17 protein-coding genes are annotated in these 21,579 nt (G+C 71.9%); 5 read left to right on the top strand and 12 right to left on the bottom strand.

Annotated elements, in window-relative coordinates; all coding sequences use genetic code 11:
• Positions 1 to 97 precede the first annotated feature (97 nt).
• From ASD62_RS15420 to ASD62_RS15470, 11 genes are all read right to left on the bottom strand, one after another.
• A complete protein-coding gene (locus tag ASD62_RS15420; RefSeq protein WP_056916704.1) occupies positions 98 to 2,035 on the bottom strand; it encodes a hydantoinase B/oxoprolinase family protein in 1,938 nt (645 codons plus the stop codon).
• Positions 2,032 to 4,134, bottom strand: coding sequence for a hydantoinase/oxoprolinase family protein (locus ASD62_RS15425; RefSeq protein ID WP_056916705.1), 2,103 nt, complete (start codon positions 4,132 to 4,134; stop codon positions 2,032 to 2,034). The genes ASD62_RS15420 and ASD62_RS15425 overlap by 4 nt, the downstream gene beginning before the upstream one ends.
• Before the next feature lie 60 nt (positions 4,135 to 4,194).
• The gene (locus ASD62_RS15430) at positions 4,195 to 5,649 is read right to left on the bottom strand and encodes a serine hydrolase (protein ID WP_056916706.1); all 1,455 of its coding nucleotides are present in this window, start codon (positions 5,647 to 5,649) and stop codon (positions 4,195 to 4,197) included.
• Between the two features lie 91 nt (positions 5,650 to 5,740).
• Complete coding sequence (locus ASD62_RS15435; protein ID WP_056916707.1) at positions 5,741 to 6,175, bottom strand: VOC family protein; 435 nt, start codon at positions 6,173 to 6,175, stop codon at positions 5,741 to 5,743.
• 203 nt (positions 6,176 to 6,378) lie between these two features.
• On the bottom strand, positions 6,379 to 7,275 hold the full coding sequence (locus tag ASD62_RS15440) for a carbon-nitrogen hydrolase family protein (protein ID WP_056916708.1): 897 nt from the start codon (positions 7,273 to 7,275) through the stop codon (positions 6,379 to 6,381).
• Complete coding sequence (locus tag ASD62_RS15445; RefSeq protein ID WP_056916709.1) at positions 7,275 to 7,934, bottom strand: carbon monoxide dehydrogenase subunit G; 660 nt, start codon at positions 7,932 to 7,934, stop codon at positions 7,275 to 7,277. Before ASD62_RS15445 ends, ASD62_RS15440 begins: the two co-directional genes overlap by 1 nt.
• Positions 7,934 to 10,402 (bottom strand): aerobic carbon-monoxide dehydrogenase large subunit, encoded by a 2,469-nt coding sequence (cutA, locus tag ASD62_RS15450; protein WP_056916710.1) that lies wholly within the window; start codon positions 10,400 to 10,402, stop codon positions 7,934 to 7,936. The genes ASD62_RS15445 and cutA overlap by 1 nt, the downstream gene beginning before the upstream one ends.
• The gene (locus ASD62_RS15455) at positions 10,399 to 10,896 is read right to left on the bottom strand and encodes a (2Fe-2S)-binding protein (protein WP_056916711.1); all 498 of its coding nucleotides are present in this window, start codon (positions 10,894 to 10,896) and stop codon (positions 10,399 to 10,401) included. Before ASD62_RS15455 ends, cutA begins: the two co-directional genes overlap by 4 nt.
• Entirely contained in the window at positions 10,893 to 11,780 is an 888-nt protein-coding gene (locus ASD62_RS15460) for a xanthine dehydrogenase family protein subunit M (protein ID WP_056916712.1), read from the bottom strand. Before ASD62_RS15460 ends, ASD62_RS15455 begins: the two co-directional genes overlap by 4 nt.
• Positions 11,781 to 11,822: 42 nt before the next feature.
• The gene (locus ASD62_RS15465; protein ID WP_235529114.1) at positions 11,823 to 13,220 is read right to left on the bottom strand and encodes a uracil-xanthine permease family protein; all 1,398 of its coding nucleotides are present in this window, start codon (positions 13,218 to 13,220) and stop codon (positions 11,823 to 11,825) included.
• Positions 13,221 to 13,461: 241 nt separating this feature from the next.
• Entirely contained in the window at positions 13,462 to 15,213 is a 1,752-nt protein-coding gene (locus ASD62_RS15470) for a CdaR family transcriptional regulator (RefSeq protein ID WP_082580865.1), read from the bottom strand.
• Between the two features lie 131 nt (positions 15,214 to 15,344).
• On the opposite strand from ASD62_RS15470, the gene ASD62_RS15475 reads away from it, so the two are divergent.
• The 5 genes from ASD62_RS15475 to ASD62_RS15495 are packed head-to-tail and all read left to right on the top strand — an operon-like array spanning position 15,345 to position 20,430.
• Positions 15,345 to 16,316: a DUF2877 domain-containing protein gene (locus ASD62_RS15475; protein ID WP_056916714.1), complete on the top strand. Its 972-nt coding sequence runs from the start codon at positions 15,345 to 15,347 to the stop codon at positions 16,314 to 16,316.
• The gene (locus ASD62_RS15480; RefSeq protein WP_056916715.1) at positions 16,313 to 17,818 is read left to right on the top strand and encodes an FdrA family protein; all 1,506 of its coding nucleotides are present in this window, start codon (positions 16,313 to 16,315) and stop codon (positions 17,816 to 17,818) included. Before ASD62_RS15475 ends, ASD62_RS15480 begins: the two co-directional genes overlap by 4 nt.
• Position 17,819: 1 nt before the next feature.
• A complete protein-coding gene (locus ASD62_RS15485; protein ID WP_056916716.1) occupies positions 17,820 to 19,244 on the top strand; it encodes a DUF1116 domain-containing protein in 1,425 nt (474 codons plus the stop codon).
• Between the two features lie 51 nt (positions 19,245 to 19,295).
• A complete protein-coding gene (locus ASD62_RS15490) occupies positions 19,296 to 20,156 on the top strand; it encodes a bifunctional methylenetetrahydrofolate dehydrogenase/methenyltetrahydrofolate cyclohydrolase (RefSeq protein WP_056916717.1) in 861 nt (286 codons plus the stop codon).
• A gap of 4 nt (positions 20,157 to 20,160) precedes the next feature.
• The gene (locus ASD62_RS15495) at positions 20,161 to 20,430 is read left to right on the top strand and encodes a DUF3017 domain-containing protein (protein WP_200947742.1); all 270 of its coding nucleotides are present in this window, start codon (positions 20,161 to 20,163) and stop codon (positions 20,428 to 20,430) included.
• 111 nt (positions 20,431 to 20,541) lie between these two features.
• Here ASD62_RS15495 and ASD62_RS15500 read toward each other — a convergent pair whose 3' ends face one another.
• The gene (locus ASD62_RS15500) at positions 20,542 to 21,534 is read right to left on the bottom strand and encodes a malate dehydrogenase (protein WP_056916719.1); all 993 of its coding nucleotides are present in this window, start codon (positions 21,532 to 21,534) and stop codon (positions 20,542 to 20,544) included.
• Between the last annotated feature and the right edge of the window lie 45 nt (positions 21,535 to 21,579).

The raw sequence follows: 21,579 nt of genomic DNA on the forward strand, positions 1-21,579 counted from the left end.
GTACCATGCGACACAAGGTAATGGCCGATGCCTCGATGTCGCAAGGGATTCGGCCAACTCCGCCGAGCGGGTCACGGCACCCCGTCCGGGGTGGGACTCAGAGCCAGTCGACCTCAGCGGTGGTCCGGCCGTCGGCCAGCCGCGCGTACCCCGGTCCCCGGTCGAAGAACGCCTCCGCCTCGGGGCGGGCCGCCCTCAGCTCCGCGCGCAGCGCGTCGGACGAGGCCGCGTCGACCACCGGCTCGTCCTTCGAACCCGTCGCGACCACGCCGTAGTCACGACGCGCGCCCTCGAACGAGACCTTCCCCCACCGCAGGTCGCGCTCGACGTCCTCGTAGGGGCGCTCCAGCGGGTCGCCCCAGCCACCGCCGCCGGTGGTGCGGATGCGGACCACCTGCCCTGCCCTGATCGGCTCGGCATCGGCCAGCGCGTCGACCTCGCGCTCGTCGGGGCCGCCGAGGTCGACGGTGACGTTGAACGACATACCGGCCTTGCCGCCCTTGACCCCCCAGCAGGCGAGGATCGAGCGGTCGGCGATGGACATGAAGTGGGCGTCCTTGAGCAGCCGGATCTGCTTCTCGTACCCGAGGCCGCCGCGGTAGCGCCCGGCGCCGCCGGAGTCGACGGCGAGGCCGAGCCGCTCGACGATGAAGGGGAACCGGCTCTCGGTGAACTCGGTCGGGAGGTTGCGCGAGTCGGGGACGACGTGGATCGTGTCCTCGCCGTCGGCGTAGTAGCGCCCACCCGAGCCGCCACCGAGGACCTCGCGCATGAGGTAGTCGTTGCCGTCGCGGTCCTTGCCGTAGACGCCGGTGTAGCGGATCGTCTCCTGGTCGGCGGGCATCTTGCCGTCCACGGCCTTGGCGACCACACCGGCCAGCACCCCGAGCAGCCGCAGGATGACGAACGTCCGGGCGTTGGTGGGGGCCGGGAAGATGGGTGTCAGCAACGTGCCCTTGTCGGGGAAGCGCATCTCGATCAGCGGCACCACGCCCTCGTTCACGTCGAGCTCGGCCATCCGCTCCGGGGTGTCGGCGAGGTTGCGCAGGATCGGAGCGAGCCACTTCTTCAGGAAGTTGCCGCCGACGTAGTCGCCGCAGTGGTTGATCGGTCCCTTGGCCTGGGGTGCGGTGCCGGTGAAGTCGATGATGAGGCGCGGGCCGGCAGGGCGACCGTTCTCGGGGTCGGCGGGCGCATCGCTCACCTTGGTCAGCGTGATCCGCTGGGTGTGCAGCCGGGGCTCGTCGACGCCGTCGTGCTCGGCGTAGTCCTCCCAGACGTAGGTGCCGTCGGGGATCTTCGACAGGATCTCGCGACGGTACGTCTCCGTCGTCGCGTCGAGGATGGCGTCGAACGCCGCCTCCACGTCGGCCCGCCCGTACCGCGCGAACAGCTCGCCGAGACGTCGCGCGCCCATGAGGCAGGCCGAGCACTCGGCGTCGAGGTCGGCCGCGAGGGAGTCGGGCATCCGCGAGTTGCGGGTCATGATCCGCAGAGCTGCCTTGTTCGGAACTCCCTTGTCCCACAGCTTGATCGGCGGAACTGCGAGGCCTTCCTCGTGCACGCTCGTGGCGTTGCTCGGCATCGAGCCGGGCACCGCGCCACCGATGTCGTCGTGGTGGCCGAACGCCTGGACGAACGCCACGACCTCGCCGTCAGCGAACACCGGCACCGTCACGCAGAGGTCCGGCAGGTGGCCGATGCCCCCCTCGGACTCGTAGACGTCGTTGTGGAAGAAGACATCACCCTCGGCCATCTCGGCCAAGGGGAAGTCACGGACGATCGGGTGCACCAGCGCGGAGTACGAGCGGCCGGTGAGCTTGCGCAGCTGCCGGTCGTGGATGCCGGCTCGGAAGTCGTGCGCGTCGCGGATCATGGGGGAACGGCTGGTGCGCGCGATCGAGGTCTCCACCTCCATCTCGACGCTGGCCAGGGTGCCCTGGACGATCTCGACCAGGATGGGGTCGACGGTGCTTCCGAGCGGGGTGAGCCGCCCACCGTGCTCGTATGCCGTGGGCAGGCCAGCAGGGTTCATCGGTCGCCTCCGGTGGTGGCACGGGTGATCACGAGGTTGCCGATCGCGTCGACACGGACGGTGAAGCCGGGGTGGACCGGGACCGTGGAGCCGAACTCCTCGACGATCGCGGGTCCGTCGAACGTGTCGCCGGCCCGCAGGTCCGGTCGCCAGATGACCGGGGTGTCGACATGGCCTTCGTCCGCGTCGAAGCAGACCGGTCGTTGCGGGCGTTGCCTGGCCGCGTCATCCTCGGCTGAGCGGGTGGGGAGGTCGCGCAGCTCCGGTCGGGTGATCGGGCCGACGCCCGTCACGCGCAGGTTCACCCACTCGACCTGCTGGGTCGGGTCGTCGCGGAAGTCGTAGCCGTACAACGCACGGTGCTCGGCGTGGAAGCGGTCGGCGACCGCGGCGGCATACGCGGCGTCGACAGTGCCGTCCGGTGCGGTCACGCGGACCTCGAACGCCTGGCCGAAGTAGCGCAGGTCGACGGTGCGGGTGTACCGGTGCGCCGAACGCGGGAAGCCTTCTCCGTCAAGGGCGTTCGCGGCCCGGTCGGTGAGCGAGTCGAACGTCTTCTGGACCGCTGCGTGGTCGAGGGCGTCGTGCCGGGCTACAGCGGTCTGCACGTAGTCGTTCTTCACGTCGACGGTGAGCAGGCCGAACGCCGAGACGTTGCCGGGATTCTGCGGGACAACGACCCCTGCGAGGTCGAGGATGTCGACGAGCCGGCAGGCCAGCAGCGAGCCCGAACCCCCGAACGTCGTCAGCATGAAGTCGCGCACGTCGAGACCGCGCTTGACCGACACCTGGCGCAGCGCGTTGGCCTGGTTCCACGCGGAGATCTCCAGGATGCCGGTGGCGCACCGAACCGGGTCCAGCCCCAGGCGTCCGGCCAGCTCGTCGATCCCCCGGCGGGCGGCGTCGACGTCCAGTGCGATCTCGCCCCCGAGCAGGTGCGGGGGGATCCGGCCCAGGACGACGTGGGCGTCCGTGATCGTCGGCTCGGTGCCCCCCTTGGCGTAGCAGAGGGGACCCGGGTCGGCGCCGGCCGACTGGGGCCCCACCTTGAGCGTTCCCTCCGGGGTGACCCAGGCGATGGAGCCGCCGCCGGCACCGACGGTGACGACGTCGATCATGGGGATCTTGCTGGGGTACGCGCCGATCGTGCCCTCGGTCGTGAGGGTGGGCTCGCCGTCGAGGACGACGCTCACGTCGGTGGACGTGCCACCGCCGTCGCAGGTCAGCACCTTCGGGAACCCGGCCCGCTGGGCGATGAGCCCGGCGCCGAGCGCGCCTGCAGCCGGTCCCGAGAGCACCGTCGTGATCGGCTGGTTGACGACCTCGTCGGCCGACAGCACGCCGCCGTTGGACTTCATGATGGAGAAGGCCACGCCGGGCGCGATCTGGTCGAGCCTGGAGTGGATGTTGGCGACGTAGCGCGACACCTTCGGCTTCACCGCCGCGTCGACGAGCGTGGTCATGGAGCGCTCGTACTCGCGGTACTCGCGCAGCACCTCGCTCGAGATGGAGACGACCGCGTCGGGGTGCTCGCGGCGCAGCACCTCACGGACGGCCAGCTCGTGGCTGTCGTCGGCGTACGAGTGCAGCAGGCAGACGCCGATGGTCGTGATTCCGCGGTCCCTGAACCAACGGGCAGCCGCGACCGCAGACTCCTCGTCGAAGGGACGGATCTCGTTGCCCTCGAAGTCGATCCGACCGTCGACCGTCCGGACGAGGTCGACCGGGACGATGCGTGGGGGCTTCACCCAGAAGTAGGAGTTGCCGTAGCCGTCGGGGACGGCCTGCCGGGCGATCTCGAGGATGAACTCGTAGCCCTCGGTCGTGATGAACCCCAGCGACTCGACCTTGCCCTCGAGCAGCTGGTTGGTCGCGACGGTCGTGCCGTGGCAGACCGCGGTGATGTCGCTCCCGCTCGCCCCCATGAGGCCGAGCACCTTGTGGACGCCGGTGATGAACCCGTCAGCGGGGTTCGCCGGGGTCGACGGTGTCTTGGTGGTGACGAGCTCGCCGGAGTCCTCGTCGAAGGCCACGACGTCGGTGAACGTGCCGCCTGTGTCGATGCCGATCCGGATGCGTCGAGTGGGCTGTGTCGTCACGGGACGATTCAACCGAGCCGTGGGAGTCGATGCGTTGGCACAAGTTGCCAACCACCGTGCTCAGGACTGTGCAGGCAGGGCGGGACCGCGCACGGCGGTGTGAACCGGGTCCGGTCCGTGCAGCGGCACCTCGCGCCAGCCCAGCACCACGGTGCCGTCGGGGCGCGTGCGGACCTGCACCGAGTGGGGGGTCTCGATGAGCCGCAGGTCGGCGGCGAACGTCCCGTCCTCCTGCCACCCGCCGGCGGCCATGACCGGCAGCTCGGCCCCCTGGACCGCAAGCAACGACTCGACCCACTCACCGTCGCCCACCGCCAACGGCACCTTGGTGCCGTCGTGCTCCAGGACCAGCTCGTATGCCGCGCCGGCGCGCGTGAGGCTCACCGCGGCATACGCCTCGGGGAGGGTGCTGTCGGGGGACCTGGTCCAGGACGCCTCCTCCGGACCGGTGCCCGTCGACGCGAGGGTGGGGACGCGTAGGCCCCCGAGCCGCTCGACGAGCTCGGCGTCGGCAGCGGCGTCGCCTCGGCGGTCGACCGCCGGCAGCAGGTGCTCCCAGACGACGTCGAGGACGGCCTGCATGTCGACGGCCTCGGAGGTGATGGCGATGGCGATGTCCTGCTCGGGGAGGACGATCGCGTACTGGCCGTAGGCGCCGTCGCCGCGGTAGCCGTGGCGGGCGATCCAGAAGGAGCAGCCGTAGCCCTGGGCCCAGTCGGGGTTGGGGTCGGCCTCCGTGTTCGGCAGGCCGGTCGGCGCGGTGGCCCGCGCGACCCACTCGGGGGCGAGGAGCGGCTCGCCCAGCCACGCACCGTGGTCGAGGTGGGTCTGGGCCAGGGCGAGGATCGCCTCGGTGCCGACGTGGATGCCGGAGAAGGCGAGCTCGCGACCCGTGGCGGTGCGGTGCCAGCGGACGCCGCGGGCGCCGAGCGGGTCCAGCAGGCGCGGCCGCGCGAACTCCAGGAGCCCTTCGCCGGTGACCGCCCGGACCACGGCACCGGCGAGGTAGGTCGCGACCTGGTTGTAGGCCCACACCGTGCCGGGCTCCTGCTCCGGGGGGTTGGCCAGGATGGCGCCGAGGGTGGGGTCGGTGCCGTCCCCGGCGGGGGTGTGGGCCCCTCGGAGGACGGCGGGGGTCCAGGCGTCGACCTCGTGGCCCGTCGCCATGGTCAGGCAGTGGCCGAGGGTGAGGCGCGCGAAGCGTTCGTGGACCTCCGCCCCGGCCGGGATCTCGGACGCCGGGATGAGGTCGAACACCTTGTCGTCCAACGAGACCCGACCGGCGTCGACGAGCAGCCCGACGGTGGCGGCCGTGAACGACTTGCTCAGGGAGTAGACGAGCTGGTTGCGCTCGGCGGCGTAGGGCGCCCACCAGCCGCGGGCGATGACGTGGCCGTGCCTAGCGATGAGGAGGCTGTGCGGGTCGTGCCCACCGGCCTCGAGGGCGTCGACGAGGGCGAGGACGCCGCGGGCGTCGACGTGCTGGGCAGAGGGCGAGCTGGTCGGCAGGGGCACCCACCGAGGCTAACCCGCGGACGCCGCGCGCGCTGTGGGTGCCCAGGCGGACGGATTTCCGACCGTCGGGGCACCCAAAGCGAGAGGTGGGTCAGGCGTCGGCGCCGAACCGGCCCCGGTGGTCGAGCGGGATCAACGGCTTCTCGCCGCGGACCTTGAGCTGTTGCACCGCCCAGGTGTTGCCGTCCGGGTCGGCGAACCCGAAGAACGTCCCGCCGTCACGCTCGTCGAACACCGTCACCTCGCTGCACTCGACACCACGGCTGACGAGCTCCTCGCGCGCGGCGTCCGCATCCGCGACGACGAGCTGCAGGCCGCGCATCGAGCCCGCCGCCATCTCCTGCTGGGAGGGAAGGGTGCCGACGACGATCGAGCAGCCAGACCCGCGAGGCGTCAGCTGGGCGACGTCCATGTGCTCGTTCGTGGTGCGGTGGTCGAGGTCGAAGCCGACCTTGTCGCGGTAGAACTCCACCGCCGAGTCGAGGTCTCTCACGGGCAGGATGACGACTTCCAGGGTCCAGTCCATGCCGGGCAGTCTGCCGCGAGTCAGCGGCAGGCGAAAGGATCTGGCCCGCGGAGCTTTGGGTGCCCAGACGGGCGGAATTCCGACCGTCTGGGCACCCAAAGGCGGGGTGGAGGGCCGGGGTGGCGGGCGGGGTGGAGTGCGGGGGTGGCGGGCGGGGTAGGGGTGGCGGGCGGGGTAGGGGTGGCGGTGGCGGACGCTCGCCGTCAGTGGGGGAACGAGGACTGCGCGGGGCGTTCGAGGTCGTCGCGGTGGTTGCGGATGAGGTCGAGGTTGCGGTCGCGCAGGTGGTCGAACCCCTGGCCGATGTTCGAGCCCGGCGTCAACGACCCGAGCGCCGTCGACGGGTCGAGCAGGGCCGACACCCAGCCCTCGTGGGAGGCGGCCTTGGCGACGATGTGGCCGACGGGCGTGACGATGTGGGAGTTGCCGAAGTAGAGGACGCCGGCCGCGTCGACGCCGGTGGCGTTGGCCCCGACGACGAAGACGTGGTTGTCGTAGGCCCGGGCCCGCGACGTGAGCTCCCAGATGTCGGCGGACCGGAGCAGGGCGGAGGGACGCAGGATGACCTCGGCGCCCTGGACGGCCTGGATCCGCGAGAGCTCCGGGTAGTCGCCGTCGAAGCAGACGATCATGCCGATCTTCCCGAGCGGGGTGTCGACGACCGTGACCGTGTCGCCGGGCGTGACCCAGCCGCCGCCGTCGACGTGCTCGGTGCAGAACGGGTGGGTCTTGCGGTAGACGCCGACCACGTCGCCACTCGGGTCGATGAGCACCGAGGCGTTGTAGACGGTCCCGCGCTCGGGGCCGCGTTCGTAGGTGCCCAGGCAGACGTGCGCGCCGAGGTCGCGGGCGACCTGCTGCACGGGTTCGGTCACGGGTCCGGGGACCTCGGAGACCAGGTCCCACAGCTCCTCGGTCGAGCAGTCGGGCGTGAACCCGGTCGTCGCCGTCTCGGGCAGCACGACGAGCTCGGCACCGGTGGCGTCGACGCAGCGGCGGGTGAAGTCGACGCACTTGTCGAGGTTCTTGCGGACGACCTCCGGTGACAGCGGCCCGGCGACCGGTGCGATCTGGACGGCCGCGGCGGTGAATGCGCGCATCAGTGTCGCCTCCCTAGGTTCCACCCGACGATAACCCCGGCGAGGGCCGCCGCCCCACCCGCGAGCACGCCATACGCCCAGTCGCGGTTGCCGGCCACCGATGAGCCGGGCCGGCCCAGGGAGGCGGCGGGGGTCGCAGCGACGCCCGCGTAGACCGGCGAACCGGCCGGTGCGCCGGGCGCGCGGGTGAGCACGGGGGACTCGATGGGCTCGGGGCGGACCCCGGCGATGTCGGCGTCGACGGCGGCGAAGAACTGCCCGGCCATCTTGCGGGTCACACCGGCGAGCATCCGCTGACCCACCCCGCCGATCACACCGCCCACGGCCGCGTCCGCGTCGTACGAGAGGTCGGTGCCTCCTCCGGCTGCGGCGACGAGCCGCACGACCACGTCGGCGTCGACCGTGCCCGGTCCGCCGGCACCGGTCGCCTTCATCGTGAACTGGCCCGGAGGCTGCGGGTCCTTGAGCGCGACGCGACCGTCGTACGTGCCCTTGATCGCCGCGACCCCTGCCGTGACGGTCATGGCGTACTCGTCCTCGCCGACCTGGGTCAGCGACTCGCACCCGGGGAGGCACCTGGCCAGGACGGCCGGGTCGTGGAAGGCGTCCCACACCTGCTGCGGGCTGGAGGTCAGGGCGGCCGTGCCGGAGATCTTCATCAGGACTTCCTCGTCGTGGGGCCGGTCAGGTCGTCGGGCTGCGCGGAGCCACCGGAGGGGTATGGCGCGTGGTCGCGCAGGGAGGGGATCTCGCCGGCCGCGTGGCGCTGGCGCAGCTCCCAGAGCTCGACCGGTGAGATCGGCATCGAGGTGATCGCGAAGCCCTCGGCGTCGGAGACGGCCGACGCGATCACGGCGCTGACCGGGATGCAGCCGGCCTCGCCGGCACCCTTGATCCCCAACGGGTTCAGCGGCGACGGCGTCTCGAGGTGGTCGGTCTCGATGTGGGGGATCTCGGAGGCGTACGGCATGAGGAAGTCCATGAACGACGCGTTGAGCAGCTGCCCCGACTCGTCGTAGACCATCCGTTCGTAGAGCGCGCCGCCCACGCCCTGGGCGACACCGCCGTGGACCTGTCCCTCGACGATCATCGGGTTGATCATCGTGCCGCAGTCGTGGATGACGCAGTAGCGCAGGATGCGGATCTCGGCGGTGACCGGGTCGGTCTCGACGATCGCCGCGTGCATGCCGTTGGCGAACGTCGCCTGCGTCGGGGAGTAGAAGTCGCGACCCTCCAGGCCGGGTTCGTCGTCGTCCGCCACGGGAGGCTTGTCGGGGTCGTTGCTGCCGGCGAACTGGGTCGCCGCCTTCGCCGCCTCGTCGAAGGCGTAGCGCAGCGGGTTGCTCATCACCGACACCGTGCCGAGCGACATCGCGGTGTCGGGCGCGCCCTTGACGCGGATGATGCCGTCGACGATCTCGAGGTCGTCGGCCGACACCTCGAGCGCGTCGGCCGCGATCCGCAGCGCCTTCGCCCGCACGTTGCGGGCAGCGAGGGCGATCGCGTTGCCGCTCATCACCGCCGCCCGGGACGCGAAAGTGCCGACGGCGTAGGGCATCCGGCGCGTGTCACCCGTCGTGACGAACACGTCCTCGATCGGCACCCCGAGCTCCTGCGCCACCACCTGCGCGAATGCCGTCTCGTGTCCCTGGCCCTGCGACGTGAGTCCGGTGGACACGTTGACCCGGCCGCTGGTCTCGATCTGGATGTGGCCGCCCTCGTAGGGGCCGACGCCGGTTCCCTCGACGTAGCAACCGATCCCGAGGCCCACCTTGCGGCCCTCGACCTGCGCCCGCTCGCGGTACTCGGCGAAGTCGTCCCACCCGACGAGCGCCTTGAGCTTGTCCAGCGACGCGGGGAAGTCGCCGGAGTCGTACTTCAGCGGACGGCCGTCCTGGAACAGCAAACCGTGGTCGAACGGCATCTCGCTCGGCTGGATGAAGTTGCGCGACCGCACCTCGGCCCGGTCCAGCCCGAGCTCGTCGGCGATCGCGTCCATGGTGCGCTCCATGGCGAAGCACCCCTGCGGCCGGCCGGCGCCGCGGTACGGCGTGACGAGGACGGTGTTCGTGTAGAGCGACCAGAACTCGCAGCGGTACGTCCCCGGCTTGTAGGGGCCGAGCAGCTGGGTGGAGGTGATGATCGGGACGATGATCCCGTATGGCGTGTACGCCCCGTTGTCGTGCCAGAACTTCACGTCCAGTCCGAGGAGCCGGCCGTCGTCGTCGAAGCCGACCCGCACCTGCTGGAGCTGGCCTCGTTCGTGCGCCGAGGAGATGAAGTGCTCGCGGCGGTCCTCGACCCACTTCACCTCGACCCCGAGGGTCTTCGCGACCCAGGGGACGAGGACCTCCTCGGGCCACGGGTGGTTGATCTTGACCCCGAACCCACCACCCACGTCGGGGGCGATGCACTCGACCTTGGCGAGCGGCATACCGAGCTTGGCGGCGACGGCTGCGCGCACCCCGGTGGAGGTCTGGGTGGAGGAGTAGATGCGCAGCTCGTCGCGGTCGGCGTCCCAGCGGGCGTAGACCCCCTTGCCCTCCATGGGCATGCAGGCGCTGCGCTCGATGGCGAGGTCCAGCTCGAGCACGTGCGGCGCGCCGGCGATGGCGGCCTCGACGTCACCGACCTCCTGGAGCATGTGGGCCGCGATGTTGCCGGGGACGTCGTCGTGGACGAGCAGGTCGGCGGTGCGGGCGGCCTCGATGCCGACGACAGGGGGGAGCGGCTCGTAGTCGACGCGGATCCGGGCGCAGGCGTCCTCGGCGAGGTAGCGGTCGCGGGCGACGACCATGACGACTGGTTCGCCGACGTGGTTGACCTCGTCCCTGGCCAGGGCGTGCTGGGTGCGGCCGTGGGTCAGCGTGGGGTGGGGGATGAGCAGCGGCAGGGGTTCGCCGACCCGGCCGGGGAGGTCCTCGTGCGTGTAGATCGCGACCAGCCCCTCGACGTCGAGGGCATCGGTGACGTCGATGTCGACGACCTTGGCGTGGGCGTGCGGACTGCGGACGAAGGCAGCCGCGAGGGCGCCGCGTCCGAGGTCGTCGAGGAACTTGCCACCGCCGGTCACCAGGCGCGGGTCCTCCCGACGCCTGACCGGGGCGCCGAACATCTGGGTGGTCACGAACCGGCCGCCTTGATCTCGGCAGCGCGCAGGACGGACTTGACGATGTTCTGGTAGCCGGTGCAGCGGCACAGGTTGCCCGAGATCGCCTCGCGGGCCTCGTCCTGCGTCGGGTCGGGGTTCTCCTCGAGGTAGGCCGTGATCGTCGTGACGAAGCCGGGGGTGCAGAAGCCGCACTGCAGGCCGTGGCACTCGGTGAACGCCTGCTGCACCGGGCCCATGGCGTCGATGGTGCCGAGGCCTTCGATGGTGGTGACCGCATGGGCCTGGGCGCTCACCGCGAACATCAGGCACGCGCGCACCGGGGCGCCGTCGACCAGGACGGTGCAGGCGCCGCAGACCCCGTGCTCGCACCCGACGTGGGTGCCGGTGAGGCCGAGGTCGTGCCGCAGGAAGTCGGACAGCAACCGTCGGGCCGGCACCCGGGCGTGACGCGGGACGTCGTTGACCGTGACGGTGACGTCGAGCAGCTCCTCGGGGACGGGCTCGCTCATGCGGCGGATCCTCCTGCGCTGGAAGCGATCGAGTCGCTGGCGGCCTCGGCCAGGGTGAGGTGGGCGAGTCGGGTGGCGAGCATGGTGCGGTACTCCGCCGTGGCGTGGATGTCGGCCTCCGGTGAGAGGTGGTCGCGGATCAGGTCGTCGCACAGGGACCAGTCGATCCCCTCGGGGGACTGGCCCTGGACGGCCTCTGTCACGTCGACCACCCCGGGCACCTCGGTGACGGACACGAACGACAGCCTCGCCGACGTGACCACCCCGTCCGCCACGGCGACCGAGGCGGCCGCTCCGGCGATGGCGTAGTCGCCGTGCCGACGGGCGCGTTCGGCGAACGCCGTCCCAGTGGCAGCAGGCAGTCTCGGGAAGCGCACGGCCACTGCCAGCTCGTCGGGTTCCAGGGACGTCTCGAGCGCGCCGAGGAAGAAGTCGTGCCAAGGGATCTCGCGCGCCCCGGCAGGCCCGACGGCCTCGACCACGCCACCGGTCAGCGCGAGGATGGCCGGCATCTCGCCTGCAGCGTCCGCGTGGGCGATGGATCCCACCGTGGTCCCGCGGTTGCGGATGGCCGGGTGGGCCACGTGCCGCAGGGCGCGGCGCAGCAGCGGCGACGCGGCATATGCGCCCTCGTGGGCCTCGAGTCCTGCGTGCCGCACCAGGGCCCCGACCCGGACCACCTCGTCGGTGACGGTGACGGCGTCGAGGCCGGTCACGCGGTTGATGTCGACGAGGTGGGCCGGGGAGGCCAGCCGCATGTTGAGGATCGGGATCAGGCTCTGCCCACCGGCGAGGACCTTCCCGTCGTGGCCCACCCGCCCGAGCACCGCGACGGCCTCCTCGACGGTGCGAGGTGCGTGGTGCACGAACGGAGCGGGCTTCACGGACTGATCCTGCCTGTTCGGTGGGCGGGTGGGAAGGACGGGTCAGCGGCGAGGTCGGAGGTCGTCCTCACCGTCGCCATACGTCTCCCTGCCCACGGTGAGCACAGAGCCCTCTGCCTTCGCTCGCAGGTCGGAGGGGGCCAGGGACTTGGCGAGGTGGTACGCGCCGACGGCGACGATCGTGCCGAGGGCGATGCCGCTGAGCGAGAAGTCGTCGGTGAACTTCAGCGAGACGTTGCCGATGCCGATGACGATGCCGGCCGCGACCGGGACGAGGTTGATCGGGTTGCCGAAGTCGACACCGTTCTCCTTCCAGATCTTGGCGCCGAGCAGGCCGATCATGCCGTAGAGGACCACGGTGATCCCGCCGAGGACGCCACCGGGGGTGGAGGCGACGAGGGCGCCGAACTTCGGTGAGAGACCGAACAGGATGGCCACGACCGCGGCGACGTAGTAGGCCGCTGTCGAGTAGACGCGCGTGGCGGCCATGACACCGATGTTCTCGGCGTACGTCGTCGTGGGGGAGCCGCCGACCGAGGAGGCGAGCACCGTGCCGATGCCGTCCGCGGCGATGGCGCGACCCATGACGGGGTCGAGGTCGGTCTTGGTCATCTCGGCGACCGCCTTGACGTGGCCGGTGTTCTCCGCGATCAGGGCGATGACGGCCGGGAGGACGAGCAGGATCGCGGCGACCGAGAAGCTCGGCGCGTGCCAGCCGACGACCTCCTTGCCGGCGACGAGCTCGGTGTGGGGCGGGAACCCGATCCAGTCGGCAGCCTTGACGCCGTCGAAGTTGGTGCGGAAGTGGGTCGTGATCTTGCCGGCGCCCGCGTCGTAGGCGGTGATCTGGCCGAAGGCCTTGTCGAAGATCCACGAGAGGACGTAGCCGAAGATCAGTGCGAGGAAGATGGCGATGCGGCCGACGAAGCCACGGACGGCCACCGCGCACACGATGGTGAACACCATGACGAGCAGGGCGACCCACTGGTCCTGGGGCCAGTAGATCGTGGCCACCACCGGGGCGAGGTTGAACCCGATGAGCATGACCACCGCACCGGTGACGACCGGTGGCAGCACCTTGTGCACCACCCGTGAGCCGGCGAAGTGGATGAGCACGCCGACGAGGGCGAGGACGACACCGGCGACGAGGATCGCCCCGGTCACCTCGGCCGAGTCGCCGCCCTGCGCGCGGATCGCCGCGACACCGCCGACGAAGGACGCCGAGGTGCCGAGGTAGGACGGCACCTTGCCCTGGACGATGAGCAGGAACGCGATCGTCGCGATGCCGCTCATCATGATCGCCAGCTGGGCGTTGAGGCCCATGATCAGGGGGAAGACGAACGTCGCCCCGAACATCGCGACGACGTGCTGGGCGCCGAGCCCGATGGTCTTGCCCCAGGAGAGCCGCTCGTCGGGGGCGACGACGTCGTCGGGCCCCATCGTGCGACCGTCACCGTGAAGTTTCCAGCCCAATGCCATGAGGACTCCTTGTCGACTGCCGCGCCGGGTGGGGGGAGGGAGCAGCGCTGCCCCAGGTCGAACGTCACGCGGTGCGGCGACCCTACGACCCGGGCACCCCGGGACATGCGAAAACTAGCGGGACGCGCGGGCCGTGCATTGGGCAACAGTTGCCATCGGGGGCGGGCACGGGTTCGGCAGGTCGTGCACTCGCCTCCAGCGCTCAGATGCCGCGCATCTGGTGGACCTTCAGGGCCAGGGCCAGCTTGAGTCGCAGCTGCGGGTCGGAGGTGAACGGGCCGAGCATCTTCTCGAGCTTGGCGATGCGGTAGCGCAACGTGTTGTAGTGGAAGAACAGCATGCGGGCGGTCTCGGCGACGTTCATGTTCGTGTCGATCAGCACGCTCAGGGTGGTGCGCAGGTCCGCGTGCTCGGGGAGGTCGTCGTTCGCGAGCGGCCCCAGCGACTCCTCGACGAACCGGCGCAGGTCCGCGCTGTCCGGGATCAGCGACAGCAGCCGGAACACGCCGAGCCCGTCGAAGTGGGTCAGGGCGGAGGCTCCGTGCAGCTGCCGCCCCACGCTCACGGCACTGAGCGCCTCGTCGTATGCCGCGGGGAGACCGGCGAGGGAGTCGATCGGCCGCGACACCCCGGTCGAGAACGTGCGACGCCCCCCTCCGCCGTCGCCGCGCACGATCCGGACGACCTCGCCCACGGCGCGCATGACGGCATCGGTGTCGGCGTCTGCCGGGACGGCGTGCAGGGCGACGACCTCCTGGCTGAACCCCACCACCGGGGCGCGCGGGTCGCGCACCGCCATCGCCTGGCTCCAGGCCCGGGCGAAGCGTTGCTGCAGCGAGCTCACCTCCTCGGGGGAGCGCGTCGTGTGGGCGTCGTCCTCGTCGGTCTCGGCCACGACGACGACGAGCCGGCGGTCGATGTCCCACCCGAGGGCTGCTGCGTGCGCGATCGCCTCGGCGGGCGCGCCCGCTCGTCCGGAGAGCGCGTCGCGGAGGAACTCCGCGCGGTACTTGCCCTCGACCGCCGACACCGCCTGGTCCTTGGTGATGGCCAGGGCCGCCACGGTGGCGGCGCGCTCGAGCAGGTGGACGTCGTCGGCGGTCAGGGCCCGGTCCACGACGAACGCCGAGAGCAGCCCGTGGTCGAGCTGTCCCGCCACGATCCGGACGAGGGCGCGGCCGGCGTTGTCGGCGCGGGGGTCGCGGATGCCGACGGGTTCGCGTTCGGTGACCAGCCGCCCCGTCCGGTCGAAGCAGTCCAGCGCCACAGCCGCCTCGAGGTCGGCCTCCGAACCGGCGCGGGCGAGCACCCGCCCGTCGGTCGTCGTCACCATCGTGGCCCCACCGAGGAACCCGGCCAGGCGCTCGCACAGGTCCTCGAGGCCGCCTCCCGCGAGCACGATCCCGACGAGGATCTGGTGGGCCTCGTCGACCCGGGCGAGGATTCCGGACTGCTGGTCGAGCAGCGCCCCGAGGACCTCGGTGACGACGAGCTCGGGGCTGGCACCGCGGACCAGCACGACGGGGAGGCCGGCCGCAGCCCCGGTGCTGCGCCAGTCGGTGCCGTCCGTGCCGCCGGTGCGGGTCACGACGAGGGCGGCTGCGCCACCGGCGACCAGGGTGTCGACCAGGCCCCGGACGTCGGTGCCGGGCGCGAGCTTGGCGGGGTCGAGGCAGACCACGTGGTGGTCGGGACTGAGCTCGCGCCCGGAGTCGGGTCGGGAGCCGGGTCGCGAGCCCGCCTGCGTGTCGTGCACCGACGCCCGTGTGACGACGGTCCCCAGCTGGTCGGCCGTCGCGTGCACCCTGGCCCCGGCCAGCGCCGGCAGGAGCAGGACCCTGCTGAGCGGCACACCAGTGACGAGCTCGCGGGTGGGCAGGGGTGTTGCCGCCAGCGCCTGGGCGGCTGGCAACTCCGCGTCAAGGACGCCGGGATCATTGGCAACATTCACCATGAGGGGACTGTAGTCCCACTGGGTAGCGTCGCTGCTCGAAGCCGCGCGGGGCTCGTGGTCCCCTGTCCACGGAACCCGCGCGGCTCTCTCGTCAGTCCTGCGTGACCCGACGCCGAGGAGGTGCAGCACCCGTGACGCCCTCCGGGACGCCTCTCGCCGGCACGATGGACCGTGCCACCAGGAGCAGCCGTGCGCCCGCCGAGGGGGGAGCCCCCACCTGGCCGGCCGCGGTCTCCGAACGGTCCGTGGGGATGCTGGCCCGGTGTCCGAGGAGTGCCACCGTCGTCGCGGTCCACCCGCTCGCGTTCTACCTGCGGTTCGACCGCAGCCGGCCCGACGGCACCATCGAGGGGATCCTGCCCGTGGTGGCCCAGTCGGGGCTGCGCCTGCCCAACGCCGTGGTGCTCGCCCCCGGGTCGTCCCGGCTCGGCTGGGGGGTCCAGCCCGGCGACCGGGTGGGTGTGGGCGACGGGGAGATCCGCCTTCCCGGCGCGACGATCCGACGAGCCCGCGTCTGGCGGCCGGTCCGCGTGCCGACGTCCGGCCACCTCCCGGGGGTTGCGGCGACCGGCTCCCTCGGGCGGCTCGCCTCCCCCGGGTGGGCGGTGCCGGCGAGGCACCTCGCCGCGACGGCCCTGAGGGGCGAGTCGTTGGTCGACGTCGTCGGTCACACGGTGGGAGTGGGGCAGGGGTTGACCCCCAGCGGTGACGACGTCCTGTGCGGCGTGCTCCTCGCCCTGCGCCTCGCGGGCGCCGAGGACGCGCGCCGGCACCTGTGGACGACGGTCCGACCCCGTCTCGGCGCCACGACCGCCGTCTCCGCCGCCCTGCTCACCGAAGCCGCCGACGGGTATGCCGTGCCGGCCGTCGTCCGCCTCGCCGCGGCGCTCGCCGGTGGCCGCGAGAGCGAACCCGACGTCGTTCCCGCAGCCCTGGAGGTGCGGGCCATCGGCCACAGCTCGGGTGCCGACCTGCTCGCCGGGCTCGCGGGGGCGCTGGCGGCGGCGGACAGCACTTGCGGAGGTGACCGGAGCAGTCGCGTGCTGGGGCTGCCCACGGTGGGCGCCCACCACCTTCCGACGACCCCAGGAGTGACCTCGTGACCGATCACGTCGAGCTGAGGACCGGGGTTTACGTCGACTCGGTCAGCCTCATGCAGGTCTCGCGCACGGCGGCGGCGGCCCCGGGCGTCGACGCGGCCCAGGTCGCGATGGCGACCGAGCTGAACCTCGAGGTGCTGCGCGGCATGGGTTTCGACGTCCCGACCGCCTCACCGAACGACCTCGTCGTCGCCCTGCGCGCTGCCGACGAGACGGGGGTGGCCACCGGGCGGGCCGCCGTCGACGACGCCCTCGCAGCCCTCCGGTCGGCCGGGACGTCGGCAGGAGGGTTCGGCGACGCCCCGCCACCACGGACCCTGGGTCGCGCCATCGACGCGGTCGGTGCGAACCTCGCCCTCGTCTCCGTCCCCGGTCGTCACGCGGCGGTGGAGGCGTTCGACGCCATCGACCGCGGGGTGAGCGTGATGCTGTTCTCCGACAACGTCGACGTCGACACGGAGGTGCTCCTCAAGGACGCAGCGGCCGACCGTGGCGTGCTCGTGATGGGTCCGGACTGCGGCACCGCCGTGGTCGGTGGCGTGGCCCTCGGGTTCGCCAACGTCGTCTCGCCCGAACGGGTCGGGCTGGTCGCCGCCTCCGGGACAGGCGCCCAGCAGGTGATGGCCCTCCTCGACGCCGCCGGTGTCGGGGTGAGCCACTGCCTGGGCGTCGGAGGGCGCGACCTGTCGTCCCGCGTCGCCGGGCGGTCCACCCGGCAGGCGCTCGCCGCCCTCGCCGCCGACGAGGGGACGGACACCATCGTCGTCGTCTCCAAGCCGCCGGCCCCGGAGGTGCTCGCCGACCTCGAGGCCTATGCCGCCGGGCTCGGCACCCAGGTCCACTGGGCGACGCTGGGGGCCGGTCGGCCCGACCTCACCACCTCGGTCGAGAACGTGCTCGCCGCCCTTGGCAGGTCGGTACCCACGTGGCCGGTGTGGGACGTCCCGCAACAGCCCGTGGCCCGGGGGTCCCTGCGCGGGCTGTTCTGCGGCGGCACGCTCGCCGACGAGGCGATGCTCGTCGCGGGGGAGGAGCTGGGGGACGGCCGGGGCGACATCCGTTCCAACATCCCCCTGCGACCCGAGCTCGCGGTGGGTGACGACCTGCGCGCCGACGGGCACGTCGTGCTCGACTTCGGTGACGACGGGCTGACGCGCGGGCGCGCCCACCCGATGATCGATCCCAGCCTGCGGCTCGAACGCATCCACACCGAGGCCGCTGACGCGGGTTGCGGCGTGCTGCTGCTCGACCTCGTCCTGGGGCACGGGGCCCACCCCGACCCTGCGGAGGAGCTCGCCGAGGCCGTGCGCTCGGCCCGCGCCTCGGCCGCAGCCTCGGGCCGCGACCTCCCGGTCGTCGTGTCGCTCACCGGCACCGACGGCGACCCGCAGGGGCTGACCCGCTGCGCCGAGGCGCTGCGGTCGGCCGGTGCGGCGGTGTTCCTCTCCAACGCGGCTGCCACGAGGCGCGCCGTGTCCCTCCTGCCGACCACCGAGGAGGCCTGACATGGCCGGGCACGTCGACCTGCACGGGTTGCTGACCACCGACCCGGTCGTCGCGACCGCCGGCGCGGGGTTGCTCAGCGACGCCTTGCGCGACCAGGCCGTCGTCGTGGGGGAGGCGCAGTGGCAGCCACCGCCGGACGGCTCCGTCGACCCCCTCATCCGAGTGATGGCTGACCGCCGCCGACGTGATGCGAATGCCCTTGCCCTGCAACGGATGATCGCAGCGGGTGCCGACCTCGTCGACGTCCGACCGGCCCACGAGGTGCTCGGGCTGGAGCGCGGCACCTTCCTGCACGCCGGCCCGCCGCTGGAGTGGGAACGTGCCTCGGGCCCGATGCGCGGTGCCCTGATCGGGGCGATGCTCTTCGAGGGGATGGCCGACACCCCGGAAGCCGCGGAGACGGCCCTCGCCGCCGGCCACGTGGCGCTCGAGCCCTGCCACCACCGCGATGCGGTGGGCCCGATGGCCGGAGTCATCTCACCGTCGATGTGGCTGTACGAGCTGCGCGACGAGGTGCACGACCACACGTCCTGGTGCTCGCTCAACGAAGGCCTCGGCAAGGTCCTCCGGTACGGCGCGTACGGCCCGGAGGTCGTCGACCGCCTGCACTGGATGAACTCCGTCCTCGGCCCGCTGCTCCAGCAGGCCGTGCGGGCTGCCGGGCCGATCGACATCAAGGCGATCATCGCCCAGATGCTCCAGATGGGCGACGAGGGGCACAACCGCAACCGTGCCGGCTCGCTCATGCTGCTGCGTGAGCTCCTGCCGTCCCTCATCACGGCCGACGGGTCGTCCACCGACATCGCGGAGGCGGTGCGGTTCTCCGGTGCCAACGAGCACTTCTTCCTCAACCTCGGCATGCCGGCGTGCAAGCTGTCGACCCTTGCGGCGGAAGGAATCCCGGGGTCGACCGTGGTGACGACGATGGCGCGCAACGGCACCGACTTCGGCATCCGCACGGCCGGGACCGGCGACCGCTGGTTCACCGGTCCGGCGAACACCCCGGAAGGGCTGTTCCTCGGCTCGTACGGCCCGGACGACGCAAACCCCGATATCGGCGACTCCGCGATCACCGAGACCGCGGGGATCGGGGGGTTCGCGATGGCGGCAGCCCCGGCCATCGTGAAGTTCGTGGGCGGCGACGTCCCGTTCGCCCTCAGGACCACGCGCACCATGTACGACATCACGGTCGGTGAGCACACGGCATACCAGGTGCCGATCCTGGAGTTCCGCGGAACTCCCACCGCCATCGACGTCACCGCGGTGGTGCGGACCGGGATCCTCCCGCAGATCAACACCGGTATGGCGGGCCGGGTCGCCGGGACGGGTCAGGTCGGGGCCGGGCTGGTCACCCCGCCCGCGCAGTGCTTCACGCAGGCGCTCGACGCCCTCGCCGACGCGCTGCCCACCCCGGCCGCGGGCTGAGCCGTGGGTGGTCCGGGGACCGCTCGGACCGGCGTGGCAGGATACGGGACCGTGAGCGCGCGCATCCTGGACGGCAAGGCAGTACTCGCGACGATCAAGGAGGAGCTGCGCGGCAGGGTGGACGTCCTGCGCGAGCACGGAGTGGTCCCCGGACTGGGCACCGTGCTCGTCGGCGACGACCCCGGCAGCCACTGGTACGTCAACGCCAAGCACAAGGACTGCGCCGAGATCGGCATCACGAGCATCCGTCGCGACCTCCCCGCCACCGCGACGCAGGTCGAGGTCGAGGCGGTCATCGACGAGCTCAACGCCGACCCCGACTGCACGGGGTTCCTCGTGCAGCAGCCCACGGGCCTGGACGAGATGGCCCTGCTGTCGCGGGTGTCGCCCGAGAAGGACGTGGACGGGCTGCACCCGACCAACCTCGGCTGGCTCGCCCTGGGCAAGCCGGCCCCGCTGCCCTGCACGCCGATGGGCTGCATCGAGCTGCTGCGCCGCCACGACGTGACCATCGCCGGTGCCAACGTCGTGGTCATCGGCCGCGGGCTCACCGTCGGGCGACCGCTCGGGCTCATCCTCACCCGCAAGAGCGAGAACGCCACCGTCACGCTCTGCCACACCGGCACCCGTGACCTCGCCGCCGAGGTCATCCGGGCCGACATCGTCATCGCCGCGGCCGGTGTGCCCGGAATCGTCACCAAGGACATGGTCAAGCCCGGTGCCGCGGTGCTCGACGTCGGCGTCAGCCGGGTCGACGGGAAGATCGCCGGGGACGTCGCCCCCGACGTCGCGGAGGTGGCCGGCTGGATCAGCCCCAACCCCGGTGGTGTCGGTCCGATGACGCGAGCCCTGCTGCTGTCCAACATCGTGGGTGCGGCCGAACGCCGGCTCGCGGCCACGGCCACGGCCTGACCTCGTGGTCATCCCCCGGTTGGGCTGGTGGTGGGTCGCCACGCCGGTCCTCGCGCTGGGGGTGGTGGCCTTCGCAGCAGGTCACGTCCGACTGGCCGGGTTCGTGCTCGCCGGGGGGCTGCTGATGGCTGCCCTGATCCGGGCGGTCCTGCCGACCGCGCTCAGCGGCGGCCTGGTCGTGCGCTCCCGCGTCGTCGACGTCGCGACGATGGCGCTGCTCGGGGTGACCCTGGCCGTGATCACCGCGAGCCTGGACCTTCGCCCCCGCGGCTGATCGGGCCGTGGCCGTCCGGTCACCGTGTCCAGGTGCCGCGTGCGCAGACACGCAGCGGCCGGTCCCGGGTGACCCGGGACCGGCCGTTCGCCGTGCTGTGAGGGGAGTGCGTCAGCCGATGAGGCCCAGGCCCTTGACGGCCTCGCGCTCCTCCTCGAGCTCCTTGACCGACGCATCGATCTTGCCGCGGGAGAACTCGTCGATCTCCAGGCCCTGGACGATCGACCACTGGCCGTCCTTGACGGTCACGGGGAACGAGGAGATCAGGCCCTCCGGGACCCCGTAGGAGCCGTCGGAGCAGACCGACATCGACACCCAGTCGCCGTCCGGGGTGCCGAGCGTCCAGTCGCGGGCGTGGTCGACGGTGGCGCTCGCGGCGGAGGCGGCCGAGGACGCGCCCCGGGCCTCGATGATCGCGGCGCCGCGCTTGGCGACGGTCGGGATGAACGTGCCGGCCAGCCACTCCTGGTCGCCCACGGCCTCGGCGGCGTTCCGGCCGGAGACCTCGGCGTGGAACAGGTCGGGGTACTGGGTCGCGGAGTGGTTGCCCCAGATCGTCATCTTCCTGATCTCGGTCACCGGCACGCCGAGCTTGGCCGACAGCTGCGAGATGGCGCGGTTGTGGTCCAGACGGGTCAGCGCGGAGAAGCGCTCCCTACCGATGTCGGGCGCGTTGCTCATCGCGATGAGGGCGTTGGTGTTGGCCGGGTTGCCGGTCACGGTGACACGGATGTCGTCCGCGGCCACCTTGTTCAGGGCCTTGCCCTGCGGGGCGAAGATGCCGCCGTTGGCCTCGAGGAGGTCACCACGCTCCATACCGGGGCCGCGCGGGCGGGCGCCGACGAGGAGGGCGTGGTTGACGCCGTCGAAGATCTTCTCGGCGTCGTCACCGATCTCGACCTTGGCGAGCGTCGGGAACGCGCAGTCGTCGAGCTCCATGACGACACCCTCGAGCGCCTTGAGCGCGGGGGTGATCTCGAGCAGTCGGAGCTCGACCGGGGTGTCCGGGCCGAACAGAGAGCCGCTCGCGATGCGGAAGAGGAGGCTGTAGCCGATCTGGCCTGCGGCGCCGGTGACGGCGACCTTGACGGGGGTAGTGCTCACGGTGGGCCCTTCACGTCGGTGGGGTGGGACAGCTGTGCACGACGC

Source organism: Phycicoccus sp. Root563, from assembly GCF_001427915.1.
In the GTDB taxonomy this organism is placed as follows: Bacteria; Actinomycetota; Actinomycetes; order Actinomycetales; family Dermatophilaceae; genus Pedococcus.